The following is a 21848-nucleotide window of genomic DNA, read 5'->3' as shown; positions in this document are numbered from 1 at the left end:
AACGCCGTGCGGCGTACCCGCGCCCTAACGGTCCAGCTCCCGGTGTGCCGTCTCCGGCAGCCGTAGATACACCACCGAGGACACGACGCACAGCACGGCCACGTACACGGGAAAGAGCCCGGGAGAGCCGATCTGCTTGAACAGGGTGCCCATGTACGGGGCCGTGCCGCCGAAGAGCGCGACGGTCAGCGAATACGGGAAGCCGATCCCGGCGGCCCGCACCCGCGCCGGGAACACCTCCGCGTTCACCGCCGCCGAGATCGACGTGAAGCCCGTGAGCAGCACCATGCCCGCGCACTGCACGAACAGCAGCGAACCGAACGACCCCGAAAGGGACTTGAGCAGCGGCACGCTCAGGACGGCGAAGCCGATGCCGAAGAAGAGCAGGAGCGGGCGGCGCCCGTACCGGTCCGAGAGCAGCCCGCCGACCGGCTGGAGCACGGCGAAGAACGCCAGCGAGAGGGTGCCCGCGAGGAGCGCCTGCCCCTTGCTGATGTCGGTGTTCAGCTCGGCGTACGTCGGCAGGTACGACGTCCAGGTGTAGTAGGCGAGGGTGCCGCCCGCCGTGATGCCGCCGATCAGCAGCGACTGGCGCGGGTGGTGCCGCAGCGCGTCGAACAGGCCCGGCCGCTCGCCCTGTTCGACGGGCACCTTGCGCGTTTCGTGCGCGCCCTGCCTGATCCAGAACCCGACCAGGCTGAGCAGCGCCCCCAGGACGAACGGCACGCGCCAGCCCCAGCCGTCCATCTGCCCCTCGGAGACCGTGGCGACCAGCAGGGCCGCGACGCCCGACGCCGCGAGCTGGCCCGCGCTGGTGGAGACGTACTGGAAGCTGGAGAAGAGCCCGCGCCGGCCGGGGCCCGCCGACTCCACGAGGAACGTCGTCGACGCGGCGAACTCGCCGCCCACGGAGAGCCCTTGGAGCAGCCGGGCGAGCACCAGCACCACCGGCGCGAGCACGCCGACGGACGCGTAGGTGGGCGTCAGGCCGACCAGCAGGCTGCTGCCGCCCATGAGCAGGATCGTGACCGTCAGCGCGGCGCGCCTGCCCCGCCGGTCGGCGACCGCGCCCATGAGCAGCCCGCCGACGGGCCGCATGAAGAAGCCCACCGCGAACACGGCGAAGGTGGAGAGCAGCGGGACGAGGGAGTTGCCGGACCCCTTGGGGAAGACCTGGTCGGCGATGTACGTGGCGAGGAAGGTGTACGCGTACCAGTCGTACCACTCCACGGCGTTGCCGACCGACGCGGCGAGCAACTGCCGGATCGGGCGCCGCACGGGGGAGCGGACGGTGTCGGCCACCTGCTGGTCGTGCTGTGTCATGATCACGACCCTCCCCTCCGGTGCGGCGCCCCACACGTGCTGTCCGAAAGGCGGACGGGGCGTGCGCGCCTCAGCCGGTCGTCGGCCGGTACGCGTGCACCGCCGTCGTCACCAGACACGGCGCGGGCGGCACCACCTGGACGCGCAGGCTGCGGCGCGCGGGATCGTAGTCGATGCCCTCGGTCTCGAAGGTGCCGGAGCAGATGCTGCGCTGCGGCGCGGCGAAGAGGCTGCTGACGTGGCCGGTCACGGGCTTCCCGTCGAGCGGCCGGTCCAGGTCGACCTGGAGGACCGGGCGGTCCTCGGGGAACAGCTCCTTGGACGCGTCGTTGGAGGCGCACAGCAGGCGGGTGTCGGTGGCGAAGTCGCAGCCCTGGATGTCGCGCACCGGCTTGTCCAGCGAGATTTGCCCGGCCTGCGGGAGCGCGCCGCCGGTGGGCGGGGTCGCGGAGTTGAGGAGCGGGGCGGGGAAGACCTGGAGGCGGTTCTGATCGCCCCACTCGCCGGACACCAGCCACTGGTGGTCGGGCGAGACGGCCGCGAAGGAGTTGTTGAGCTTCTCGCCGGGGTCGAGCTGATGCTCGTAGAGGTAGCGCTTCCCGGCCGGCGTGGTGACCGCGTACATCTTGGACCGCGCGGTGTCGCCGCCCTGGTAGGCGTCGAAGGTGTGGCCGTCCGCGACGTCCGGGTCGCCTATGTGCCCCCAGCCCTTGATGCGCAGGTCCAGCGATATGGACCCGAGGCCGCGGTAGAGGAGGCTGCCGTCCGCGCGGCTCGCCAGACCCTGGCTTCCGGTGAGGGAGTTGACGTACGAGGTGCCGGACTCCTGCCAGCCGCCCGGCGCTGCGGGCGCGGCCGAGGCGGCCCCGCCGGTCATCACCGCCAGCGTGACGGCGCCGAACAGGGCGGTGGGTGTCTTCCAGAGGGTCATCGGGCGCTACCTCCGTGGGGGTCGGAACGCTGCCGCGTCATCGTACGTAAGGCGCGCCACGGGGAGGTGCGGAACGCCGGACCCGGTGCGGTACGTAACGTGAACCCCGGCGACACCGGTACGACAGAAGGCGGTTCAGACGTGAAGCTGGCAATTCTCGGCGGCGGCGGATTCCGTGTGCCCCTCGTGTACGGGGCGCTGCTCGGCGACCGTGCCGAGGGCCGCGTCACCGACGTCGTCCTGCACGACCTGGACGCGGCACGCCTCGACGCCATCGCCCGGGTCCTCGCCGAGCAGGCCGACGGCGTGCCCGACGCGCCCTCCGTCACCGCGACCACCGATCTTGACGAGGCGCTGCGCGGCGCCGACTTCGTGTTCTCCGCGATCCGCGTCGGCGGCTTGGAGGGGCGCGCCGCCGACGAGCGCGTGGCTCTCGCCGAGGGTGTCCTCGGGCAGGAGACGGTCGGCGCGGGCGGCATCGCGTACGGGCTGCGCACGGTGCCCGTCGCCGTGGACATCGCGCGGCGCGTCGCCCGGCTCGCGCCGGACGCCTGGGTCATCAACTTCACCAATCCCGCGGGGCTCGTGACCGAAGCGATGTCCCGTCACCTCGGCGGGCGCGTCATCGGCATCTGTGACTCGCCGGTGGGGCTCGGCCGCCGGGTCGCGCAGGTCCTCGGCGGCGACCCCGACGAGGCGTTCATCGACTACGTGGGCCTCAACCACCTCGGCTGGCTGCGCGGCCTGCACATCGCGGGCCGCGACGAGCTGCCGCGGCTGCTGGCCGACCCGAAGCTCCTGGTCTCCTTCGAGCAGGGCAGGCTCTTCGGCGCCGACTGGCTCCAGTCGCTCGGCGCGATCCCCAACGAGTACCTGCACTACTACTACTTCAACCGCGACACCGTGCATGCCTACCGGCAGGCCAGGCGGACCCGCGGCGCCTTCCTCCACCACCAGCAGGCCCGCTTCTACGACGGCATGCGCCACCCCGGCACCCCCGCGCTCCAGGCATGGAACGACACCCTCGCCGAGCGCGAGGCGGCGTACATGGCGGAGAACAGGGAAGCGGCCGGCGTGGGGGAGCGGGCCGAGGAGGACCTGGAGTCCGGCGGGTACGAGAAGGTGGCCCTCGCGCTGATGCGGGCCATCGCGCGCGACGAGCGGGCCACGCTGATCCTCAACGTCCGCAACGGCACGACCCTCACCGCCCTGGACGCGGACGCCGTCATCGAGGTGCCGTGCTCCGTCGACGCCAACGGCGCGCACCCCATGGCGGTGGCGCCGCTGCCCGGTCACGCCACCGGACTCGTGTGCTCGGTCAAGGCCGTCGAGCGCGAGGTGCTCGCCGCGGCCGAGAGCGGCTCGTCGGCCACCGCGGTCAAGGCGTTCGCGCTGCATCCGCTGGTCGACTCCGTGTCGGTGGCGCGGCGGCTGGTGGAGGGGTACCGGGGCGTGCATCCGGGGCTCGCGTATCTGCGGTGAGCACGCCCGCTGCCGCCTTGGCCGAGCAGCCGTTCAGCCGCCGTCGCCGAGCACGCCGCTCAGCCGCCGTCGCCGAGCCCGCCGCTCTGCCACCTTCGTCGGGCACGCGCCCCCGTCACCCCGCGATGAACAGGCCGTATCCCGCACCTGAGATGATCACGACATGAGTCCCGTCGTCTCCATCGGTGCCGCCGCCCGCCGCCCCTGCACGCTCGTCGTGTGCCGGGGCTGCTGCTGCGGCGACGCGCGCAAGCACCCCGGCGTCGACCACGCCTGGCAGCTGGAGCGGCTGCGGGCCGCGGCGGCGGCCTCGCGCGGCCGGTTCGCGGTCCGCACGAGCGACTGCCTCGGGCCGTGCGGCCAGGCGAACATCGTGGTCGTCCAGCCCTCGGCGGAGGGGCGCAGGAAGGGTGGCAGGGCCTCCTGGGTCGGCTTCGCCATGGACGACGAGTCCATCGACGAGATACTCGCCTGGGCCGAGGCGGGCGGCCCCGGCGTGGCCGAACCGTCGGCCACGCTGGCGCTCCAGCTGGTGGATCCCCGGGCGGTCTAGGGCCGGTCCACCATGGTGGGCCGGTCCACTACGGGTGGGCCGAACCACCAGCGGGCGGGACTCAGCTCTCCGCGACGACCTGGTCCAGGAAGCCGTGCAGGTTCCGCAGGGTCCTGGCGTTCTGCTCGTCCGGGGTCAGGCTCTCCTCCAGGCGGCGGGCCAGCGCCGAGGTCTTCTTCCCGCGCACGTAGAGGGAACAGGCCAGGTCCGCGCAGACGTACAGCCCCACCGAGTTGCCCTGACGGCCCGCCGCGCCCGCCTTCGGGGCGACGAGCAGCGTGATGCCGGAACCGGACTGCGGGGTGACGCAGACCGAGCAGATGCTGGACTTGAACAGGCTCTTGCGCACGCCTGTCGAGGCGCGCAGGGCGATGCCCACGGGCCCGCCGTCCCGCCAGGTCACCACGTAGCCGCGGTCCGGCGCCTTGGGGTCGCGCCAGCCGAGGAAGTCCAGGTCGGACCAGGGGGTCTCGGCGAAGCCCACAGGGAGTGTGAGCCTGCGCGCCTCGCCCTTGGAACAGTTCACGAAGGACGTACGGATCTCGTTCTCACTGACGGGCTGCATGATCCGGAAGGTATCAACGGGGTGCCTGGCCCGTCGTCTCCTTTTCTCCGTCGCGTACCCCCCCCGGTCGATGCATGCCGCGTATCGGTCAGGCGCCGCCCGGCCGGATCATCTTCCGGCCCGCGGTGCTGCCCCCGTCCACGGCGACGGACGCGCCTGTCATGTACGGGAAGTCGTCCGAGGCGAGCCCGAGCACCGCGCCCGCGATCTCCTCCGCCTCCGCCATGCGCCCCAGACCGTCGACGTTGAGCGGCCCGAACGCTTTCTTGTACGCGGCCCAGTCCGCGTCCGGGATGCCCGGCGGGCGGACGAAGGCGGTGTCGGTGGTGCCCGGCAGGAGGGCGTTGACCCTGATCCCCTTGGGACCGTACGCGAGCGCCGCGGCCTTCACGATGCCCTGGACGGCCCGCTTGCTCGCGGTGTACGCGGCGCCGTTCGGCCTGGCCTGCTCGGCCGCCGACGAGGAGGTGCAGATGATGACGCCGCGCCCCGCCGCGAGCATGTGCGGGATCTCGTACTTGAGCGCGAGGAACGTGCCGCGGGCGTTGGTGTCCTGGACGTCGTCCCACTCCTCGACGCTCAGCTCGTGCGGGAGCTTGGCGCTGCCGATCCCGGCGTTGTTGAAGGCGATGTCGATGCCGCCGTAGCGGCCGGCCACCCGGTCCACGAACTTCTGGACCTGCGCCGCCACGCGGACATCGGCCTGAATGTACGTCGCTTCGCCGCCCGCGTCGCGGATGCGCCGTTCGACCCGGCGCCCCAACTCGGCGCGCCTGCCGCAGAATCCGACGTGGGCTCCCGCTGCCGCGAAGGCCACGGCGGTCGCTTCCCCGATGCCGGAGGTGGCCCCGGTGATGAGCACGGACTTTCCCTGGAAGCGGCCGGTGCGGTGCCCGGGCGTGGTCCGGGAGGTGGTCCGTGCAGCGGCCCGTGCGGTGGAGCTGCCCAGGGCGGCGCCCGCCACACCGAGCGCGGCGGCGCCACCGACCAGGGCGCGGCGCCTCATGCCCGCCGGGTGAGCGGCGTCGTCCTTCGAGGGCGGGTCCGGGTGGAGGCCGGCGCCCGTGCTCGTGCGGGTGTCCGCGGTCACGTTCGTGTCCGTGACCGCGGTCCTGGCCGCGTCTGTGTCCGTGTTCGTGCTCGGGCGAGAGGTGGAGATCGGGTTCGGGTTCATGTCGATCACGGTCGCAGTGCGGTGCGGGCGTGCGGCTCCGTCTGCGGGCCGCACATAGCGGCTGGCGGGAGGAGGCGGACTCCTCCCACGGCAGGACCCGGCGCGCGTCGGCGTCCCCTTAACCTGGTCGGCGTGAACCGACCACGGATCGAGTTGGCGTTCGACGGAAGATTCGCCCTCGTACGGGCCCTGCTGCTCTCCGGAGTCCTGGCCGGCGACCTCCTCTGGGTGCAGAGGCCGGTCGGCCCGCGGGACTGGGGGGTGGCGGCTGCCGGGGTCGTGTTGTGCCTGGCCACCGCCCGGTGGGCGTTCGGCGCGCTCCTGGCCGGGTCGGCTCTGCTCGTCGTCGCCCATGCGCTGGGCGCGGGCCCCGTCGCCTCGGTGAAGGTTCTGGCGGCTCTCACGCTCTTCGAGCTCGCGGTTCGGGAGCCGGGGCGGCGACCCGCGGTGGGGGCCGGTTCGCTGGCGCTCGCCGTCCTGGCCAACCGGGTGGCGGATCTGCCCGGCGAACTCCCGCAGGTGCTGTACAAGATGGGCGTCGTCGCGGGGGTGCCGCTGCTCCTGGGGGCCTACGTGCGGGCGACACGTGACGCCGCCGTGCACGCAAGGGAACGCGCACGCCGACGGGAACTGGAGGCGGATCAGCGGCTGCTGGCGGCGAGGACAGCCGAACGAACCGCCATCGCCCGGGAGTTGCACGACCTGGTGGCTCACCACGTCTCCTCCATGGTGCTGCGCGTCGGCGTCGCCCGGCACGTCATCGCCGCGACGGGAGCTACCGGAGTCAGGGCAGCTGTCGGGGTCGCTGCGGCCACAGGCCCCCACGGCGCCGACACCGGCGCCGGCCCCGCCCCGGGCGTCGACCCTCGGCTCACCGGCGTCCTGGACGACCTGCACTCCAGCGGCAGCGCGGCACTGGCCGACCTGCGCCGGCTGGTGGCCGTGTTGCGCGCCCCGGACGGCGCGGGTCTCGACGCCTCCTCCTTGGTCACGCCGGGAGCGCTGCCGGCCGCCCTGCACGCGGTCGTCGAGCGCAGTCGGCGGACCGGCCTCACCGTCACCGCCTCGGTGGACCCAGCCGTCGCGCTGCTCGACGCGGTCCGTGGCCTCGCGGTGCTGCGCCTGGTCCAGGAAGGCCTGGCCAACTCGGCCAAGCACGCCGGCTCCGGGACTTCCGCCGCGTTGACGGTACGGATGACCGACAGGGCCGTACACATGACGCTCCAGGACGACGGCGGCGGTCACGAGCGGAGTGCGGCCGCGAACCCCGTCGGACACGGCATCACCGGCATGCGTGAGCGCGTGGACCTGCTCGGCGGTCGTCTGGACGCCGGGCCCGAGGGCAATGGCTGGCGGCTCGCGGCCGAACTGCCGCTCCGCGCGGAAGCGTTGGAGGTGCGGGCATGATTCGCGTTCTCGTCCGCATGGGGCTGCGCATGCTCTTCGACCAGGCCGCGGACATCGAGATCCTGGGGGAGGCGGACAACGGCGCGGACGCCGTACGAAGCGCGGAGCGCCTCGGCCCCGACGTCGTCCTGATGGACCTCAGAATGCCGGGCATGGACGGCGTCACGGCCACCCGCCGCATCCTGGCCGCCCGCCCCGCCGCGCGCATCGTCGCCCTCACGACGTTCGACGACGACGATCACCTCTACCCGGCGCTCGAAGCGGGAGCCTGCGGGTTCCTCGTCAAGGACACCCCGCCGGCCGAACTCCTCGACGCCATACGCCGGGCCGCGACCGGCGGTTCGCCCTTCAGCGGGGCCGCCCTGGACCGCCTCGTGACCAGGGCGCTGCACACGCGCTCCGCCGCCGGGGGCGAGGTGCCGGCCCTGGTGCCGGCCATCACGCCCCGGGAGCGGGAGGTCCTCGGTCTCCTCGGTACGGGCCTGTCCAATCCGGAGATCGCCGACCGGCTGCACCTGGGTGTGACCACCGTCAAGACGCATGTGGCGAGCCTGATGGCGAAGACGGGCCGGGACAACCGCATCCGCCTCGCGGTCCTGGCCGTCCTTGCGGGCGTCACCCCCGACTGACCGAGAAGAGCGGCACGTCGTCCTTGCCGCCCGCGAGCCCCCGCCGTGCACGCCGGGCTTCGTGAACGTGACCCCCACCCGGGACGGTGACGACCGGTCGGCCCCCAGGCGGAGAGGCGTGGCGTCGGCGTCGAGACGGCGGGAAGGCGGCCCACCGGCCCACCGGCCCACCGGCCCACCGGCCCACCGGCCCACCGGCCCACCGGCCCACCGGCCCACCGGTCCACCGGGCCACCGGGACGCCTCAAGGTCTCACCCCTTCACCTCGATCACGACCTTGCCCCGGGCGTGACCGCTCTCCACCGCGCGCAGCGCCTCGTCCGCGCGGTCCAGTGGGTACGTCGCCGTCACGTGCGGCCGCAGCACGCCCGCCACGGCAAGGAGTGCCACCTCGTCGAGGACCGCCGACGTGCGGGCCCGGGCGACCGGGGCGCCGCCCAGTTCGGCCACGGTCTCCTTGGCCGCCGCCGTGATCAGCCTCCCGCGGTCGGTCAGGAGCTCCGCGAGCTCCACCAGGTCCGCGCCGCCGACCAGGTCGAAGACCGCGTCGACACGGTGGTCCGGTGCCGCTTCCAGGACGCGCTCGGCGAGGCGGGGGCCGGGCGGCACGTGGACGGCGCCCAGCGACTCGACGAACTCCTTCTTGCCGGCGCTCGCCGTACCCACCACGTGGAGCCCGAAATGCCGCGCCATCTGCGTGGCGGCCACGCCGACCCCGCCGCCCGCCCCGGTGATCAGCAGCGTCGCCCCGGCGGGCAGATCGAGCTGGCGCAGCCCGTCGTACGCCGTCGCCGCCGCGACCGGCAGCACCGCCGCGTCCGGGAAGGAGAGGGCGTCCGGCTTGTGCGCGGCGATGTCGGCCGGGAGCAGCGTGAACTCGGCGTACCCGCCGGTCACCGGGTTGCCGAACACGGGGTCACCGGCCGCGAACCCCGTCACGCCGGGCCCGACCCGCTCCACGACACCGGCGATCTCGCTGCCGAGCACCTCGTGGCCGGCCAGGGGCGCCTGTCCGGGCCGCCGCTTGCCGGCGCGCAGCTTCCAGTCGACCGGATTGACCCCGGCCGCGCGGACCGCGACGAGCAGTTGCCCCGGGCCCGGCTCGGGCTTCGCCACATCGAGGAAGGCCTCGACCTCGGGACCACCGTGTTCGGTGAATACGTACGCCTTCGGCATGGGGCTGCTCCCTCGCTCAGGTCTACCGCTGTGTCGACGGTCCGTCATTCGTCCTTCTGCAGAACCTAATGGGTCTCGTGAGACGGGTCGGCAGCATCCCGGCTGAACGCCGAACGGGTGCGCAGCGCCAGGACCAGGCAGATCGTGGTCGCCGCGATGGCGAGTGAGGCGGGCAGACGTGCCCATGAGGTGTCCGCGACCGGTGCCTGGGCGGCGAGCAGGACCACTGCGGCCGCGGCGGCGGCCGCCGGCGCGGGTGTCGCCTGCGGGCGGCCGGGCGGGGCGGTGACACCGGCTGTCCACGGGTCGGTGACCAGCAGATAGGCAGGCAACAGGGCGGCGATGCAGACGATCAGCCAGAGCGGGGGGTCGGTGGCCGCGGCGACCGCGATGGCCGCCGCCGGCAGCACGGTCGTCCTGCGGCGGGCCGCGACGGTCCGCAGGCGCATGAAGGTCGAGACGGGGCGCGCGTCGACCATGGGAGCGGCCCACCACGCGGCCGCCGCCGCTCCGACCACCAGCCCTTGGACCGGCAGCGGCGCGTGCAGGGCGGCCGGCGGGTCGCAGGCGGCGACGGCAAGGGCCGTTCCGAGCAAGCGGTCGGTGATGCGCGAGGTGAGACGTGCGAGGAGCCGAGCGGGGAGCCGGGCGGGGACGGTGGTCATCGAGTCCCTCCGCGGATGCGGGTGCGCAGCAGCGGCGCGAGGGCGAGGTCGAGGGTCTCGCCGGGCCGATGGGTGACGACCGCGATGCCGCGTTCCAGCAGGGTGAAGCGCATGGCGTCGCGATCGGCCCGCCACAGCCGCAGCGCGAGTTCGCCCACGGTGTCGCCGGGTTCCAGGACCGGTTGGCCGGTGGGGATCTCGACCACGACCATCGGGTTGGCCCGTCCGCGCACCTGGTGCAGGACGTCGAAGATCCGCTGGTCGGTCAGCGGCGTGATGACGTACACCAGCGCCCCTTCGGGCAACGCGGGCGGCGGGAGCGGGGTGAGTCCCTCTGTGCGGTACGCGCGGTCCTTGCGGACCTCCAGCACGCTCTCGACGATGCGGTAGAAGTACCCGTGGCCGCTGCCGGGCCGCAGCCAGCGGGTCGCGCCGCCGATCGACACGACGCCGACCCGGTCGTGGGTGCCCAGATAGGCGCGGACCAGGCCGGCGGCGGCTCGGAAGGTCGCGTCGAGCGAGGACGTGCCGGTCACCGGGTCGACCACGTCGGCGAGCACGTCCAGCAGCACCACCGTGTCGGCGGTGCGCTCCGCGGCGAACTGGTGGACCTGCAGGGTGCCGCGCCGGGTGGTGGCCGGCCAGTGGATCCGCCGCTGCCGTTCGCCGCGTACATACGGGTGGACACCGATGACCTCGACGCCCTCGCCGCGCTGCACGGCGGTGTGCTCGCCGAGCCGCTGCGGCAGCCGGACCGGGACAGGCGTGAGGCCGGCGCGGTCGGGCACCGGGAAGACGGCGATCTCGCCGAGTTCGGCTCGCACGGTGCGCCGGGCGAGGCCGCCCGGGTCATAGACGTCGACGTCGACCGTGCCGAGCGTCCAGCGGCCCCAGCGCCGCGCGGTCAGGACGAGATCGACGCGGTGCGGGCCGACCGCGAGGTGGTCGAGCCGGACCCCGTGGCCCAGGGCGACGCCGGGGTCCAGGCGGGCGGACGCACCCTCGTACGACAGCGTGATCCGCACCGTCACCTGCTCGCCCTCGAAGCACCGCCGCGGCTCCACCTCGACCTCGGCCGTCACCGCCTTTGGGCGCGGCCCGCTCGGCAGGGCCAGGGCGAGCAGCACCAGGGGCGTGGCGGCGAGCGCGAGCACCCAGGGGCGCCCGGTGATCAGCGCGGCGGCCAGTGCGACGACGGTCAACGTGGCCCACCTCAGGGCGCGTTCACCGGCGCGGCGGCCGGGCGGAGGTGGTGGCGGGGGCTGGGTGGCCCCGTCGTGGCGGCCGTCCAGGGCCCGTCGCACGGCGGCGGCCGCTCTGCGGGCAGGCATGGGCGGGCGCTCTCCACCCGCGTGGACGACCCGGTGCTCCGTCATGACGCGATCGGTGTGCGCGGCAGGGTCTGCGGGGCGTGCACGGATTGCACGATCTCGCGCAGCACGTCGTCGGCGTCGATCTGCCGGACCCACAGCTCCGGCTTGAGGGTGACGCGGTGCGCGAGGGCCGGGACCGCCACGGACTTGACGTCCTCGGGGACCACGTAGTCCCGCAGCTCCAGGACGGCACGGGCGCGGGCGAGTTGCACCAGGGCCAGGCCCCCGCGCGGGGAGGCGCCGACCTGGACATGGGGGTGGGCCCGGGTGGCGCGGACCAGTGCGACGACGTACTCCAGCAGGTCGTCGTCCACCTCGACGCGTTCGACGGCGGCCCGCATGGCCAGTATCTCGTCCGGCCCGCTGAGCGTGCGCAGCACGGCCTCGGGCGCCGCCCGGTCGACACGCGCGCGCAGCATGCCCGCCTCCTCGGACGCCGCCAGATAGCCCATGCGAACCCGCAGCATGAACCGGTCGAGCTGCGCCTCGGGCAGGGTGTACGTGCCCTCGTACTCGATGGGGTTGGCGGTGGCGACGACCACGAAGGGCTTCGGCAGCGACCGGGTGCGTCCGTCGACGGACACCTGGGACTCGGCCATCGCCTCCAGCAGCGCGGCCTGGGTCTTGGGCGGGGTGCGGTTGATCTCGTCGGCGAGCAGCAGGTGGGTGAAGACCGGTCCGGGCCGGAAGACCATGTCGGCGGTCCGCTGGTCGTAGAACGGGGCTCCGGTGACGTCGGAGGGCAGCAGGTCGGGGGTGAACTGGATGCGGCGGAAGTCCAGGCCGAGCGTGGTGGCGAAGGAGCGCGCCAGCAGCGTCTTGCCGAGTCCCGGCAGGTCCTCGATGAGGACGTGGCCGCCGGCGAGGATGCCGAGCATCACCAGCGCCAGCGGTTCCGGCTTCCCGATCACGGCGGTGCGGACCCCGTCGAGCACGGCCGCGGCCCGTTCGCCCGCCTGTCGGGGAGTCAGGGTGTCGTGGTCGGGAGCGGGGTGCGGGCTGGTCACGGTCGGTTCCTCGCGGGGTAGGGGTCGGGGTGGGCGGGCTGCGGGGCCGGCCGCGGCGCCCCCGGTCACAGGGTTTCCAGCCGGTCGAGCAGCGAGCGCAGCACGGGCTCGGAGAGCGTGGGCCGCGGAGCGGCGGCCTCGGGATCGATCCAGGGCCACAGCTCGGCCCCGACCAGTGCCGAGGCCCGCTGCGGGTTCCGGTACATCGCCACGCTGTGCCGTTCGGCCAGCCGGGCGGCGAACAGCCGTTGCAACTGCGGCCGCATGACGGAGGCGAAGTGCACTTCGGCGTCGTCCGCGAAGGTGTCGGTCACGATGCGCCGCCATCCGTCGAGAGCCGGGGCCCTGCTGCCCAACAGGCGCACCGGTCTGCGGTGTTCGCCGTCCCGGGCGGCGCCGCCCACGGCATAGCGACCCAGGGCCAGCGCGACGGCGGTGATGAGGGCGAGGCCGGTGGCGGCCGCAGCGGCGCCGTCGGCCAGGGCGAGCAGCACGGTGGTCGCGACCGCGACGGTGCCCAGTACGGCCAGCGAGTGGCGCACCGAACCAGGCGTTCCGAGTACGGAGGTGACGATGGCCGGTAACCGGACGGGCGCCCTCATGACGTACCCGTCACGCATGAGGTACCCGTCCCGGCTTCGGGCGAGATACCCGTCCCGGCTTCGGGTCCAGGCGTCCGCGTGCTCAGGCCGTCGGCGATCTCGGCGAGCGCGGCCGCGGCCCGGTCGCGGTGGCCGCCGTCCATCGGGTGCGTGGAGTAACGGGCCTCCCGGAACAGCGCGGTGAGCGCAGCGGCGGCCGCCCCCGTGGGCAGACTGCCGGCGACGGCCCGCTCCAGCAGATCCTGCGGGCTGTCCGAGGCGCGCCGGATGACGCCGGAGTCGGCGAGCGACTGCTCCATGGCGGCATAGCAGGCGATGACGGCCGCGCGGGCGTCGGTGTCGTCCCGCAGGGCGCGGCGCCCGGAGTCCACGGCCCGGGCCAGGCGTTCCTGCTCGTCGTCGAGCGTCGCGTACGTCGCCGGGGCCTCGGGCGCCGCCGGCCGGGTCAGATACCGCCACAGACGCAGCCCGGCGATCACGACGACCACGACGAGCAGGGCGATACCGAGACCGAGCAGGATGCGCGTCAGCCCGACGTGCGAGCTGTGGTGCGCCTGCCCGGCATGGTGCGAGGGCAGGGGGGTGGGTACCGGGCCCTGCCGCCGGTCGGGGAGCGGTGACGACTCGTGGCCGTCCCCGCGGCTGCTGTCCGACGAACCGAACCGGTGCAGGACCAGGACGAGCAGCGGGACGACCAGCGTCGCGGCCGCCAGGACGCGGCTCACGCCGTCGACCATCCGCTGTTCGACGGGACCGAGTTCCCGGGCCGCCCCGACGTGCTCCTGGTACTTCCCGCGCAGCGCCAGGCCGCCGAGGAGCGACAGCAGGGCGAGGCCGATGACGAGGGCGGGGTTGCCGCCGAGCGGCCCGCGGCCCTTGGCCAGCAGACCCGTGTCGGGACGGAGCACCAGTGCTGCCAGGGCCGCTCCGCCCACCACCAGCGACGCCGACACGACCTGTAAGGCACCGATCTCGCGCCGTCCACCGCCCGCCGTACGCTTCCGCCCCACCGTCCCACCCTCCCTAGTGATCGGCAGCTTCGCACACAGGTCGACAGCGTGTCAGCAGGGCCGGAGCGCGTCCGCGCCGGTTTCCGTACGGGTCTCAGGTGCTGACCCGCGATCTCGGGGGCAAGCTGTCGATAGAGACGACGGGCGGACCGGCGAGGGAGAGGGCGGCGTGGTGGTGCCGAGCGACGGGAACGAGGACGATCTGCTGGCAGGGCTGTCGGTGGACGACGCCCGGCCGGAGCGTCCGGTGCTCCTCGACGAGGACGGGCGGCCCCTGCAGACCTGGCGGGAGAACTACCCGTACGCCACGAAGCTGAGCCGGTCCACGTACGAGCGGCGCAAGCGGATCCTGCAGATCGAGCTCCTCAAGCTGCAGAAGACCGTCCGCGAGGAGGGTCGGCGCGTCGTCGTGCTGTGCGAGGGGCGCGACGCGGCCGGCAAGGGCGGCACCATCAAGCGGTTCACCGAGCGCCTCAACCCGCGCGGCGCGCGCACCGTGGCGCTGGACAAGCCGAACGAGCACGAGGCGGGCCAGTGGTACTTCCAGCGGTACGTGGCCCAGCTGCCGTCGGCGGGTGAGATCGTCTTCTTCGACCGGTCCTGGTACAACCGCGCCGGCGTCGAGCCGGTGATGGGCTTCTGCACCCCGCGGCAGCACCAGCACTTCCTGGAGCAGGCGCCGCTCTTCGAGAAGATGATCACCGATGACGGCATCCTGCTCATCAAGTTCTGGTTCTCCGTCTCCCGGGCCGAGCAGCGCACGCGCTTCGCGATCCGCCAGGTCGACCCGGTGCGCCAGTGGAAACTGTCCTCCACCGACATCGCCTCGCTCGACCTGTGGGACGCCTACACGTACGCGAAGGTGGAGATGTTCCGCGCCACGGACACCCCGCACGCCCCGTGGACCGTCGTGAAGACCAACGACAAGCGGCGCGGCCGCCTCGAAGCCATGCGCCACCTCCTGCTCCAGATCGACTACGAGGCCAAGGACACCGAGGCGGTGGGCAAGGCGGACCCACTGATCATCGGCGCCGCCAACACGCTGCTCGAACCCGGCGAGGACCCCACCGACCTGTCACCGAGCAAACTGGCCGACCACGACCGGGGGCCGGGGAAGCACCCGCGCGGCTGACGCCCGTGAGCCCGGTGGGACGGTTGACGCCCGGTAGTCGGCCGTGCGGCCTGCGCCCCTGAATCACCCCTGCTCCGGGACCGCGCCCCGCTCCCGCAGCGCCCGGTACAGCGCCCCGACCAAGTGGACGCTGCGCAGATCCTCGCCCGACGTGCCGGCGCCCATCCGGTTCATCGTGTACGCGTACGAGACGCGGTTCTCCGGGTCGGCGAAGGCGTACGACCCGCCCATGCCGCCGTGCCCGAACGCCCGCGGGTTGGGGCCGGCCTGACCGTACTGGTTGAGCATGTAGCCGAGCCCCCACGGCCAGGTCTCGGCGAGCGGTGTGGCCGCCCCCAGCACCAGGTCGGGCTCGTTCTCCTCGCTCTGCCGGGTGCGCAGCCGCTCCAGCGCGCCGGGGGAGAGGAGCCGCCCGCAGGCCAGCTCGGCGTAGACCGCGGCAAGCCCGCGCGCGGTGGCGTGGCCGTTGGCGGCGGGGATCTCCGCGCTGCGGTAGGCCGCGCTGTTCACGTCGCCGAGCGGCACGTAGTGCAGGGCCAGCGTGACCGGCGCCATCGGGTGGTCGTCCAGGCCGCCGACCGGCGGCTTCGGCGCGTCCCCGAACGTGCTGCGCGCCGCACCCGCGCCCCCGGTGGCGGAGACGGGCGGCGCCAGGTCCGCGCACCGCCCGTGCTCGCTCTCGGGCGTGCCGACGTGGACGTCGGCGTCCAGCGGCCCGGTCACCTCGGCGCGCAGGAACTCCCCGAGCGAGAGCCCGCTGACGCGCCGCACCACCTCGCCGACCAGGAAGCCGAACGTCACCGCGTGGTAGCCCTGCGCCGTGCCCGGCCGCCACCACGGCGCCGTCGCCGCCAGCGCCTCGGTCACCTTCTCCCAGTCGTACGCCGTCCCCGGCGCCAATGGCTCGCTCGGCGCGATCAGGCCGGCCCGGTGGCTCAGCAGCCAGCGCACCGGGATGTCACCCTTGCCCGCCTGCGCGAACCGCGGCCAGTACCGGGCGACCGGCGCGTCCAGGTCCAACTCGCCCCGGTCGGCGAGGAGATGGGCGCAGAGCGCGGTCATGCCCTTGGTCGTGGAGTAGACGTTCACCAGCGTGTCCCGCTCCCAGGGGCGGGTGCCGGAGCGGTCCGCGTCGCCGCCCCACAGATCGACGACGACCTCGCCGTCGAGCGTGGCCGCGACGGACGCGCCGAGCTCGTCGCGCTCGGCGAAGCTCCGCTCGAACTCCTCGCGCACGCCCTCGAATCCGGGGGCGCAGGTGCCGTGGACGCGCACAGTCATGACTCTCCTCGGGGGCGGAAGGGGAGGGGGCGACCCACCTCCGCGCATGGTTGCCCACGGCACCTACCTTGGCAAGGGGGCCCGGCCGCCCGTACTCCCGCTACAGCCAGCCGTGATACCGCCGGATGTACCAGCCCTTCACCGCCTGGGTGAGCGCGCAGTACGCGAGCAGCGTGCCGAACAGCCACGGGAAGTAGCTCATCGGCAGCGGCTCCATCGACAGCGCCGCGGCCAGCGGCGAGAACGGCAGCCAGAGGCCGAACACCATCACCGCGCCCGTCATCACCAGGACCGGCACCGACGCCCGCGACTGGATGAACGGGATCTTCCGGGTGCGGATCATGTGCACGACGAGGGTCTGCGAGAGCAGCCCCTCCACGAACCAGCCCGTCTGGAACAGGGTCTGCTCCGCCGGGGTGTCGGCGTGGAAGACGTGCCACAGGACCAGGAAGGTGGTGATGTCGAAGAGCGAGCTGATCGGCCCGATCCGGACCATGAAGCGGCCGATGCCCCGGGCGTCCCAGGCGCGCGGCTTCTTCAGGTACTCCTCGTCCATGCGGTCCCAGGGGATCGCCAACTGGCTGATGTCGTAGCAGAGGTTCTGCACCAGGAGGTGGATGGCGAGCATCGGCTGGAAGGGGATGAACGCCGACGCCACCAGGACCGAGAAGACGTTGCCGAAGTTCGACGACGCCGTCATCTTGATGTACTTGACGGTGTTGCCGAACGTCTGACGCCCCATCAACACGCCCTGCTCCAGGACCATCAGGTCCTTCTTCAGCAGGATGATGTCCGCGGACTCCTTGGCGATGTCCACGGCCGTGTCGACGGAGACGCCCACGTCCGCCTCGCGCAGCGCCGCCGCGTCGTTGATGCCGTCCCCGAGGAAGCCGACCGTGTGGCCGCCGGCCTTCAGGGCGCGCACGATCCGCGCCTTCTGGACCGGGTTGACCTTCGCGAACACCGTTGTCGTACGGGCCAGTCGGGCCAGCTCGGCGTCGTCGACGAGGTCGACGGTCGCGCCGGTGATCAGCTCCCCGACGTCCAGGCCCACGTCGGCGCAGACGCGCGCGGCGACGAGTTCGTTGTCGCCGGTGACGACCTTGACGGCGACGCCGCTGCCGGCGAGCGCGCGCAGGGCGTCCGCCGCGTCCTGCTTCGGCGGGTCGAGGAAGGCGAGGAAGCCGACCAGCGTCAGCTCCGTCTCGTCGGCCACGGAGTAGGCGCTGCGCTCCGGTGCGTCGGGGGCGACGGGGAACGTCCGGGTCGCCACCGCGAGGACCCGCAGGCCCGCCCGGTTGTGCCGCTCGCCGAGCCGCGTCACCCGGTCACGCAGCTCGTCGGTGAGCGCGACCCGCTCACCGCCGTCCATGAGGTGGCCGCACCGGTCGAGGACCTCCTCGACCGCGCCCTTGGTGATGAGCGTGTGCTCGGCGACGGGTCCGGCGAGCTCGTTGCGCCGCAGCACCACGGACATCCGGCGCCGGGCGAAGTCGAAGGGGATCTCGTCGACCATGGTGAAGAGGTGGTCGACGACGACCTCCTCGGCCTCGTCCATCCGGTCGATGACCGCCCGGTCCATGAGGCTGCGCAGCCCGGTCTGGAAGTGGGCGTTGAGGTAGGCGTATTCGAGGACCTCGCGGTCCTCCTCGCCGCGCGTGCCGAGGAAGCGGTCCAGGACGACGCGGTCCTCGGTGAGCGTGCCCGTCTTGTCGGTGCACAGCACGTCCATCGCGCCGAGGTTCTGGATCGCGTTGAGGCGCTTGACGACGACCTGGCGCCTCGACATGGCGACGGCGCCGCGCGCCAGGTTGGCGGAGACCACCATCGGCAGCATCTCGGGCGTGAGCCCGACGGCCACGGAGATCGAGAAGAGCAGCGCCTGGTCCCAGTCGCCCTTGGTGAGGCCGTTGAGCGCGAAGACGACGGGGACCATCACCAGCATGAACCGGATCAGCAGGAAGCTGACCCGGCGCACGCCGAGGTCGAACGCGGTCTGCGGACGGTCGCCGGTCAGGGCGCCCGCCATCGAGCCGAGGTATGTGCGGGATCCGGTCGCGACGACCACGCCGGTCGCCGTGCCCGAGGTCACCGTGGTGCCCATCAGGCAGAGGTTGTCGGCCTCGACGGGGTCCGTGGTGGCCCGCTGCCCGAGGTCGTGGGCGCGGGTGTCGGCCTTGGCCACCGGCAACGACTCGCCGGTCAGCGCGGCCTGAGCGACCATCAGGTCCTTGGCGGTGAGCAGCCGCAGGTCGGCCGGGACCAGATCGCCCGCGGCCAGCGTGACCAGGTCGCCGGGGACGACCTGGTCCATCGGGATCTCCTCGGTGGCCGCGGTCTCGCTCCAGCGCCGCCGGACCGCGCAGGATGTGGTGACCAGGGCCCGCAGCGCCTCGGCCGACCGGGTCGAGCGGAACTCCTGCCAGAACCGCAGGAGTGCGCTGATCAGCACCATCGAGCCGAGGATGCAGACGCCGGGGTCGGCGGGGTCCTGCCAGTACATGACCGCGGCGAGCACGACGAGCACGCCGATGAAGGGGTTGCGGAAGGACGTGGCGAGCTGGACGGTCCAGTGCGGCGCGCGCTCGCGGTCGACGGTGTTCTCGCCGTACCGCTCGACGCGCTCCAGGACCTGGTCCTGACGCAGTCCGCGGGTGGACGTGCCGAGGTCGCGCAGGACGTCGCGGGCGGGCCGGGCGCTGAACTCGGCGAGCCGGGCGCCGACTTCACGGGTACGGGCGTCCAGTTCGGCGGCCCTGCGGGCGCGCGGGGCCGGGCGGGGGGTGGGGTTCTCGCCTGGCGGGGCCAGGCGTACGCGGGGAATCAGCTTGTTCATGGCAGACCTCCCTCCGTGCGCGGACACGGCGAAGCGGGGCCGCGCACGAGGACGTAGATGTGGTGTGAAAGTACTGTGAAAACAGCCCGGAGCGCGCCGACGCGGAGAGCCGGTCGCGCGGCGGACGTCACGGTGACGGGGTCGGTGCCCGTGCCGGTGCGGCGAAAGCTGCCGAGGTGTCAGCGCGGCCTCAGGCGCCGAAATGTCAGCGCGGCCTCAGGCCGAGGTGTCAGCTCGGTGGACGGAGATGCCGCGGTGGCGGTACGGCGGAAGGTGCCGCGGTGTCCGTACGGACCGTACGGACGGGGCGGCGGAGGGAGAAGAAGAGGCGGCGGAGAGCGGCCTCAGCGAAGGGCACCGCTGACGCGAGGACTTCCTTCGGGACTCATCCCGAACACCTCCTTGCCGTCGCGGACCTCGAAGAACACGCCACAGACCGGCGCATCGCCCAGTCAGACACGCGCGATGTGATCTGTCAAATATGGGACCTTCGTCCCGAAATATCCGGGCCTTGTGTCCTGCCCATCAGGGGTTGGACTTCTCTTCACACGCCGGTCACCGGCTCTTCCCTGTCGCTTGCTCCCCTTGGCACACTTCACCCGCTCGCGTCCCCCACTCCACGAGGTCGGATCACACATGCCTGAACTCAATCGGCGCCGCTTCATGCAACTGGCCGGCGGCACCGCGGCCTTCGCCGTGCTCAACGAGAGCATCGCCCGGGCCGCCTCGCTGCCGGCCAGACGCGCCACCGGCACCATCAAGGACGTCGAGCACGTGGTCGTGCTCATGCAGGAGAACCGCTCCTTCGACCACTACTTCGGCACCCTCAAGGGCGTGCGCGGCTTCGGCGACCCGCGCCCCGTGACGCTGCCGAACGGCAAGCCGGTCTGGCACCAGCCGAACGGCGCCAAGGAGGTCCTGCCCTTCCACCCGGACGCCGAGAACCTCGGCATGCAGTTCATCGCGGGCCTCGACCACGACTGGGCCGGCGGCCACAGGGCGTTCAACAACGGCGCCTACGACCAGTGGATCCCCGCGAAGAGCGAGCGGACGATGGCGTACCTCGAACGGGACGACATCCCCTTCCACTACGCCCTCGCCGACGCCTTCACGGTCTGCGACGACTACCACTGTTCGTTCATGGGGGCCACCGACCCCAACCGCTACTACATGCTGACCGGCCACGTGGGCAACGACGGCAAGGGCGGCGGCCCGGTCCTCGGCAACCAGGAGGCGGGCTACGACTGGACGACGTACGCCGAGCGCCTGGAGCAGGCGGGCGTCTCCTGGAAGGTGTACCAGGACATCGGCGACGGCCTGGACAAGGACGGGCACTGGGGCTGGATAGACGACGCGTACCGCGGCAACTACGGCGACAACTCGCTGCTGTACTTCAACAAGTACCGCAACGCCAAGCCCGGCGACCCGCTGTACGACAAGGCCCGCACCGGCACCAACGCCAAGGCGGGGGACGGCTACTTCGACATCCTCAAGGCCGACGTGAAGGCGGACAGGCTTCCGCAGGTGTCCTACATCGCCGCCCCCGAGGCCTTCTGCGAGCACCCCAACTGGCCGGTGAACTACGGCGCCTGGTACATCGCGCAGGTCCTGGACGCGCTCACCTCCAACCCGGAGGTGTGGGCGAAGACGGCGGTGTTCATCACCTACGACGAGAACGACGGCTACTTCGACCACATCGTGCCGCCGTACGTCCCCAAGGACGCCAACCAGGGCAAGTCGACGGTGGACACCACGCTGGACCACTTCCCCGGCAACGCCTCCTACGCGGCCGGGCACTACGGCCTCGGCCAGCGCGTCCCGATGCTCGTCGTCTCGCCGTGGAGCACCGGCGGCTACGTGAACTCCGAGGTCTTCGACCACACGTCGATCATCCGGTTCATGGAGCGGCGCTTCGGCGTCAAGGAGCCCAACATCTCGCCCTGGCGCCGGGCGGTCTGCGGCGACCTCACCTCCGCGTTCGACTTCGCCGGCAAGGACACCGACCCGGCGAGGCTCCCCGACACGGCCGGCTACGAGCCGCCGGACCACGAGCGCCACCCCGACTACTTCCCGAAGCCGCCCGCGAACCCGGCGCTGCCCAAGCAGGAGTCCGGCTCCCGGCCCGCCCGCGCACTGCCGTACGCCCCCGTCGTGGACGGCGCCGTGGACGCCGGCACCGGGAAGATCACGCTCACCTTCGGCGGCGGCGCCAAGGCGGGCGTCTGCTTCCACGTCCGGTCCGGCAACCGCACCGACGGCCCCTGGACCTACACCACGGAGGCGGGCAAGACGGTCTCCGACGCCTGGAACTCCGCGTACTCGGGCGGCACGCACGACCTGTCGGTGTTCGGCCCCAACGGCTTCCTGCGCACCTTCAAGAGCCCCGGCAAGAAGGCGGGCCCGGAGGTCGTCGCCCGCCACGACGACAAGAGCGGCAACATCAGGCTGACCCTGAAGAACGCGGGCAGCGCCGATGTGAACCTCACGGTGACCAACGCCTACGGCGGCGCGAGCCAGACCTTCAAGGTCAAGGCGGGCGCCTCCGTGCAGCACACCGTCGACCTGCGGGCGACCAAGCGCTGGTACGACCTGACCGTGAAGTCCGACGCGGACGCCGGGTTCCTGCGGCGCCTCGCGGGCCATGTGGAGACCGGCGCGGCGGGCATCAGCGACCCGGCGATCATCACGGGCTGACCCACTCC

General features: G+C 72.7%; 18 protein-coding genes. 6 read left to right on the top strand and 12 right to left on the bottom strand.

Going from position 1 to position 21848, the window contains the following annotated elements; genetic code table 11:
- Nucleotides 1-24: 24 nt before the first annotated feature.
- Entirely contained in the window at nucleotides 25-1323 is a 1299-nt protein-coding gene (locus tag ACZ6CV_RS15655) for an MFS transporter (RefSeq protein ID WP_469251308.1), read from the bottom strand.
- Nucleotides 1324-1393: 70 nt separating this feature from the next.
- Nucleotides 1394-2254: a hypothetical protein gene (locus ACZ6CV_RS15650; protein ID WP_469251307.1), complete on the bottom strand. Its 861-nt coding sequence runs from the start codon at nucleotides 2252-2254 to the stop codon at nucleotides 1394-1396.
- Between the two features lie 141 nt (nucleotides 2255-2395).
- On the opposite strand from ACZ6CV_RS15650, the gene ACZ6CV_RS15645 reads away from it, so the two are divergent.
- Both ACZ6CV_RS15645 and ACZ6CV_RS15640 read left to right on the top strand, forming a co-directional pair.
- Complete coding sequence (locus tag ACZ6CV_RS15645) at nucleotides 2396-3736, top strand: 6-phospho-beta-glucosidase (protein WP_469251306.1); 1341 nt, start codon at nucleotides 2396-2398, stop codon at nucleotides 3734-3736.
- A 163-nt stretch (nucleotides 3737-3899) separates the two neighbouring features.
- Nucleotides 3900-4289 carry a (2Fe-2S) ferredoxin domain-containing protein gene (locus tag ACZ6CV_RS15640; RefSeq protein WP_469251305.1) on the top strand — a complete coding sequence of 130 codons (390 nt, stop codon included), beginning with the start codon at nucleotides 3900-3902 and terminating at the stop codon, nucleotides 4287-4289.
- Between the two features lie 61 nt (nucleotides 4290-4350).
- On the opposite strand, the gene ACZ6CV_RS15635 is transcribed toward ACZ6CV_RS15640, so the two are convergent.
- Both ACZ6CV_RS15635 and ACZ6CV_RS15630 read right to left on the bottom strand, forming a co-directional pair.
- Nucleotides 4351-4854 carry an FBP domain-containing protein gene (locus ACZ6CV_RS15635; RefSeq protein WP_469251304.1) on the bottom strand — a complete coding sequence of 168 codons (504 nt, stop codon included), beginning with the start codon at nucleotides 4852-4854 and terminating at the stop codon, nucleotides 4351-4353.
- 88 nt (nucleotides 4855-4942) lie between these two features.
- Nucleotides 4943-6028 carry an SDR family NAD(P)-dependent oxidoreductase gene (locus ACZ6CV_RS15630; protein WP_469251303.1) on the bottom strand — a complete coding sequence of 362 codons (1086 nt, stop codon included), beginning with the start codon at nucleotides 6026-6028 and terminating at the stop codon, nucleotides 4943-4945.
- A gap of 132 nt (nucleotides 6029-6160) precedes the next feature.
- On the opposite strand from ACZ6CV_RS15630, the gene ACZ6CV_RS15625 reads away from it, so the two are divergent.
- Both ACZ6CV_RS15625 and ACZ6CV_RS15620 read left to right on the top strand, forming a co-directional pair.
- Nucleotides 6161-7435 (top strand): sensor histidine kinase, encoded by a 1275-nt coding sequence (locus ACZ6CV_RS15625; RefSeq protein WP_469251302.1) that lies wholly within the window; start codon nucleotides 6161-6163, stop codon nucleotides 7433-7435.
- Complete coding sequence (locus tag ACZ6CV_RS15620; RefSeq protein ID WP_469251301.1) at nucleotides 7432-8064, top strand: response regulator transcription factor; 633 nt, start codon at nucleotides 7432-7434, stop codon at nucleotides 8062-8064. The genes ACZ6CV_RS15625 and ACZ6CV_RS15620 overlap by 4 nt, the downstream gene beginning before the upstream one ends.
- A 252-nt stretch (nucleotides 8065-8316) precedes the next feature.
- Here the strand turns inward: ACZ6CV_RS15620 and ACZ6CV_RS15615 are convergent, their stop codons facing one another.
- From ACZ6CV_RS15615 to ACZ6CV_RS15590, 6 genes are all read right to left on the bottom strand, one after another.
- On the bottom strand, nucleotides 8317-9240 hold the full coding sequence (locus ACZ6CV_RS15615; protein ID WP_469251300.1) for an NADP-dependent oxidoreductase: 924 nt from the start codon (nucleotides 9238-9240) through the stop codon (nucleotides 8317-8319).
- Nucleotides 9241-9305: 65 nt separating this feature from the next.
- Nucleotides 9306-9905: a hypothetical protein gene (locus ACZ6CV_RS15610; protein WP_469251299.1), complete on the bottom strand. Its 600-nt coding sequence runs from the start codon at nucleotides 9903-9905 to the stop codon at nucleotides 9306-9308.
- Nucleotides 9902-11236, bottom strand: a complete 1335-nt coding sequence (locus ACZ6CV_RS15605) for a DUF58 domain-containing protein (RefSeq protein ID WP_469251298.1) — start codon at nucleotides 11234-11236, stop codon at nucleotides 9902-9904. The genes ACZ6CV_RS15610 and ACZ6CV_RS15605 overlap by 4 nt, the downstream gene beginning before the upstream one ends.
- Before the next feature lie 41 nt (nucleotides 11237-11277).
- Complete coding sequence (locus tag ACZ6CV_RS15600; RefSeq protein WP_469251297.1) at nucleotides 11278-12285, bottom strand: AAA family ATPase; 1008 nt, start codon at nucleotides 12283-12285, stop codon at nucleotides 11278-11280.
- Nucleotides 12286-12350: 65 nt separating this feature from the next.
- Complete coding sequence (locus ACZ6CV_RS15595; protein WP_469251296.1) at nucleotides 12351-12827, bottom strand: hypothetical protein; 477 nt, start codon at nucleotides 12825-12827, stop codon at nucleotides 12351-12353.
- A 56-nt stretch (nucleotides 12828-12883) separates the two neighbouring features.
- Nucleotides 12884-13840 carry a DUF4129 domain-containing protein gene (locus tag ACZ6CV_RS15590; protein ID WP_469251295.1) on the bottom strand — a complete coding sequence of 319 codons (957 nt, stop codon included), beginning with the start codon at nucleotides 13838-13840 and terminating at the stop codon, nucleotides 12884-12886.
- A gap of 226 nt (nucleotides 13841-14066) precedes the next feature.
- Here ACZ6CV_RS15590 and ppk2 point away from each other — a divergent pair, with 226 nt between their 5' ends.
- Complete coding sequence (gene ppk2 / locus ACZ6CV_RS15585; protein WP_469251294.1) at nucleotides 14067-15029, top strand: polyphosphate kinase 2; 963 nt, start codon at nucleotides 14067-14069, stop codon at nucleotides 15027-15029.
- A 63-nt stretch (nucleotides 15030-15092) separates the two neighbouring features.
- Here ppk2 and ACZ6CV_RS15580 read toward each other — a convergent pair whose 3' ends face one another.
- Entirely contained in the window at nucleotides 15093-16310 is a 1218-nt protein-coding gene (locus tag ACZ6CV_RS15580) for a serine hydrolase domain-containing protein (RefSeq protein ID WP_469251293.1), read from the bottom strand.
- A 100-nt stretch (nucleotides 16311-16410) separates the two neighbouring features.
- Nucleotides 16411-19146, bottom strand: a complete 2736-nt coding sequence (mgtA, locus tag ACZ6CV_RS15575) for a magnesium-translocating P-type ATPase (protein ID WP_469251292.1) — start codon at nucleotides 19144-19146, stop codon at nucleotides 16411-16413.
- A gap of 636 nt (nucleotides 19147-19782) precedes the next feature.
- Between mgtA and ACZ6CV_RS15570 the strand changes: the two genes are divergently transcribed.
- Complete coding sequence (locus ACZ6CV_RS15570) at nucleotides 19783-21840, top strand: phosphocholine-specific phospholipase C (protein WP_469251291.1); 2058 nt, start codon at nucleotides 19783-19785, stop codon at nucleotides 21838-21840.
- The last annotated feature ends 8 nt before the right edge of the window (nucleotides 21841-21848 follow it).

Source organism: Streptomyces sp. NPDC041713, from assembly GCF_055591085.1.
This window is presented reverse-complemented; position numbering and strand designations above follow the sequence as displayed.

Bases quoted from the DNA above. Each gene is read 5' to 3' on its own strand.
- ACZ6CV_RS15655 (WP_469251308.1), bottom strand. From the start codon at position 1,323: ATGACACAGCACGACCAGCAGGTGGCCGACACCGTCCGCTCCCCCGTG.
- ACZ6CV_RS15650 (WP_469251307.1), bottom strand. From the start codon at position 2,254: ATGACCCTCTGGAAGACACCCACCGCCCTGTTCGGCGCCGTCACGCTG.
- ACZ6CV_RS15640 (WP_469251305.1), top strand. From the start codon at position 3,900: ATGAGTCCCGTCGTCTCCATCGGTGCCGCCGCCCGCCGCCCCTGCACG.
- ACZ6CV_RS15635 (WP_469251304.1), bottom strand. From the start codon at position 4,854: ATGCAGCCCGTCAGTGAGAACGAGATCCGTACGTCCTTCGTGAACTGT.
- ACZ6CV_RS15630 (WP_469251303.1), bottom strand. From the start codon at position 6,028: ATGAACCCGAACCCGATCTCCACCTCTCGCCCGAGCACGAACACGGAC.
- ACZ6CV_RS15620 (WP_469251301.1), top strand. From the start codon at position 7,432: ATGATTCGCGTTCTCGTCCGCATGGGGCTGCGCATGCTCTTCGACCAG.
- ACZ6CV_RS15615 (WP_469251300.1), bottom strand. From the start codon at position 9,240: ATGCCGAAGGCGTACGTATTCACCGAACACGGTGGTCCCGAGGTCGAG.
- ACZ6CV_RS15610 (WP_469251299.1), bottom strand. From the start codon at position 9,905: ATGACCACCGTCCCCGCCCGGCTCCCCGCTCGGCTCCTCGCACGTCTC.
- ACZ6CV_RS15605 (WP_469251298.1), bottom strand. From the start codon at position 11,236: ATGCCTGCCCGCAGAGCGGCCGCCGCCGTGCGACGGGCCCTGGACGGC.
- ACZ6CV_RS15580 (WP_469251293.1), bottom strand. From the start codon at position 16,310: ATGACTGTGCGCGTCCACGGCACCTGCGCCCCCGGATTCGAGGGCGTG.
- mgtA (WP_469251292.1), bottom strand. From the start codon at position 19,146: ATGAACAAGCTGATTCCCCGCGTACGCCTGGCCCCGCCAGGCGAGAAC.
- ACZ6CV_RS15570 (WP_469251291.1), top strand. From the start codon at position 19,783: ATGCCTGAACTCAATCGGCGCCGCTTCATGCAACTGGCCGGCGGCACC.